Origin of the sequence: Citrobacter sp. wls826 (assembly GCF_005281245.1) — a bacterium.
Classification (GTDB): domain Bacteria; phylum Pseudomonadota; class Gammaproteobacteria; order Enterobacterales; family Enterobacteriaceae; genus Citrobacter; species Citrobacter braakii.
On the sequence record NZ_SZWS01000064.1, the window covers coordinates 29,409 to 32,816 of the forward strand.

Annotated in this window: 1 protein-coding gene; it reads right to left on the reverse strand. The window is 53.4% G+C overall.

Going from position 1 to position 3,408, the window contains the following annotated elements; all coding sequences use genetic code 11:
• Nucleotides 1-17: 17 nt before the first annotated feature.
• Nucleotides 18-3,408 (reverse strand): autotransporter outer membrane beta-barrel domain-containing protein (locus tag FDW87_RS20125; protein ID WP_212725448.1); only part of this gene is annotated, 3,391 nt, incomplete at its 5' end.

The window sequence follows — 3,408 nt, forward strand, 5'->3', positions numbered from 1 at the left end:
ACTCACTCAGGCTGTTATCAGAAATTGTGTTTAATATTCAGCATAAAGCCCTTGTCGCTGATGTTGTCCTCTTTCCAGTGGAAAGCGTCCAGCCCGGCGCTGGTGTTACCGGCGTTATACTTCACACCCACCTGTGCCATGCTGTTGATGCTGCCACCTTTCTGACCGTCGTCAACGTTGAAGCTCTGACCTGCCGCCCCCTGCAGGGACGCTTTTTTACCGGTGCTGACGTAGCTCAGGTTCGGGCCGCCTTCCAGCGTCGCCGTTGCTGCCCAGCCATCCTTACCGGCATAGCTCAGCTTCATACCCACCACTGAATCAACCGCCGTTTCCGTGCTGCTGTTCATGTTCAGGTTAAAGTCGCCAGCACCGCGCTCCTGATAACCGTCTTCCATGGTGTGACGCAGTTTCAGACCAGCATATGGCACAACATCCAGCCCTTCGCTGACGGCGAAGGTTTTACGACCCTCGGTACGCAGCTCCAGGTATTGCTGACGGCTGTCCGCCAGCGCCTGTTTGTTGACATCACCGTAGTTAATGCCGCGTTTGCTGTCGAGCTGATGTACGTCGTAACGCAGGGCGTTGTTCCAGGAGAGACCTTCCTCACCGAGCGGCATGGCGTGCTCCAGACCCAGGAACTGACTGTAACCGCCGGTGATACCGTCGCTGCCGGAAGAGACATTGCCTTTACCGTCCAGACGGGCAATACCGTACTCCATGGTCAGCGACTGATTATCGCCAAAGCCCAGTTTCTGACGCAGAGCCATCATGTCGTACTGAGTGTCTTTACCCAGTTCGGCACGCTGGTCACCTTTCGCCACCAGGTTAAACGACAGACCGTTACCCAGTTCCGGCGCGGCATCCGCCAGCATATCGAAGCGGTTGCTGAGTCTGCGGGCGTCGCGGGAGACGTTCACAGCCTTGTTGCCGCTGATTTGCTTCATCGCCTTCGTCACGTCGGCAGAGGTCTTCAGGTTCAGACTACTGAACAGCTCGTTGTTGGTGTAGGCGGCATCCAGCGCGCCAGCAACACCGCTGACGCTGCTGTCGGTCACCACGTCGGTGTAGGCGTTTTTGGTCATGGTGACGTCCACGTTGCCGTTCGCATCTTTCTGACCCTGCGCGCTCCACACCACGCTTTCAGAGGTGATGTTTTCCACGCCTTCCACATCAGCCCCGGTAAAGACGTTGTCGAAGGTCTGAGTCGTGGCAGCCGTACCTGCGGTGAAACCGGTATCCACGCTGACCGAATCCAGTGCCAGGGCATTACTACCCGCATTAAGCGTACCGACAGAGCCGCTGGCGCTGGTACCCAACACATAACCACTCACACGCTGAACAGAAGCAGGGGCAGAATTGCTGTCAGCTGGCACGGAACCCATATGCGTATCATCTGACGACATTGCGCCGCCGTTCAGATTAATGGTGCCGCTGTTATGGATAGTGCCTGTGCCGTCGTTGTAAAACGCCTGACCGTTGTCGGCATTAATATTGATGGTGCCATCGTTGTACGCAACACCGCCCTTATACACCGCCATTCCGACCAGCGGTTTAGTCTCATCATAGAACTCGTTTTTTTCGAGATTAATGGTGCCCTGGTTAATAATCGTGTTACTAGCGCCAGATACAGCCATGCCTGCACCCGCATTATAAATAGTGATGGTGGCATCCTTGTAGTTAACTGCCGAACCACCGGAGCCGGTACCCGCTAAACTTCCCGCCCCCATACCAATGGCAAAATCAACTGCCCTTGTAGAGGATACGCCAGCGCCAATCACAGTTGTGTCATTTGCATCTTTCCAGAGTCCATCCGCAGTAATCGTTCCGTAGTTACTCGCTTTTGACGAATGGGCGTGCATTGCTTCACCGCGACCATATAAAGCCAGCGTGCCGTTGTTAATAGATTCGCTTCCGTCAATCCCATCCATAAGGTTTATGGCATAGCTGCTGCTGTTGAACAAATAACTAGCCGACCCAGTACTAGTCTGCACACTGTTCTGAGCGCGCACATATCCAGTGATATCTCCGTTATTCACACCATGTGACTTACCCGTGGACATCATGCCGAATGTCGGTTCTCCGTCATTACTTGATAAAGCCATTTTTCTGTCAAGAGTCACGGAACCGTCATTCGTAAAGGATGAAGCCCCCTCCATGAAAGTTAAATTCATGTCGCGTAGGTTGATCGTTCCTTTATTGGTCGCCGTACCGCCACTTCCCAGCGTGACCAGAGAATTATCGCCAGCACGCCAATAAGTATTCATACTTTCGATGTTGGTAGTGACAGTGGCATCTTCACTAATTTCAAGATAACCCTGATTGGTTACGTTAAATATGCTTTCAAAAGTTGTCGCGTAGTTACCATTGATGGATGAGTCACCATGCAGGTAAAGCGATGATTTACCGTTAACGGTGACTACTGAGCCTTTACTGTTGCCAATAGCACTACGCTCTGTCCCGGGAATTTGATTGACTTCACCGGTAAGCTCAACCCCCCCCAACAGATCGACACGGTTATTGTCACCGCTGACAACTACTCCACGAATGGCTTCTACGGTACCATCGCGTTTCTGGCTAACATGATCAAACGACTCAGTATCTACAATGACCTGAAGATGCCCGTCCAGCACCACCGTGTTACCGCTACCGCTGACGTTAATCCCGGTCGATGGAGTAACGAAATAGTCCATCGCCTGTGGGGATTTCTGGTCTTTATCCACCACCATATCGCCGGTCAGCGTCACCGTATTGGCTTCGCCGGAAACGTTGACCCCGGTAGCCTTATTACCGGTGATGCTCATCTCTTCAGACGCCAGGTTAATGGTGTTTGATTTACCCGTCACGTTCAGACCGGTGGAGAAATCACCCACCACCATTTTACCGTTCTGGTTAATGGTATTGTTATTACCGGCAACATCCACCCCGGTGCTCGGTTTGGTACTGTCGGTACTGCCTGCGGTCATTTCCCCTGCGTTGTTCAGGGTGTTGCCGTCACCGCTGACTTTTGCCCCCGTCGCACCGTCAATGACTTTGCTGGCGCCATCGTTATTAATGGTGTTGTTATTACCCGCGACATCAGTACCGGTCGAGCCTTCCCCTTCTGCGGTGGTGGTGCCTTTGTTGTCAATGGTGTTGCCGCCACCGTCCACGCTGGTGCCGGTGCCGCCAGCAGTTGCGCTGGTATCACCTTCGTTGTTGATTTTGTTGCCGTCGCCGGTTACGTCAGTACCGGTGGAGCCAGTCCCATCAGCCGTAGTTTGACCTTTGTTGTCGATGGTGTTGTCGTTGCCGTCCACGCTGGTGCCGGTGCCGCCATTGGCTGCGCTGGTGCCACCTTCATTGTTGATTTTGTTACCGTCGCCGGTTACGTCAGTACCGGTGGAGCCAGTCCCATCAGCCGTAGTTTGA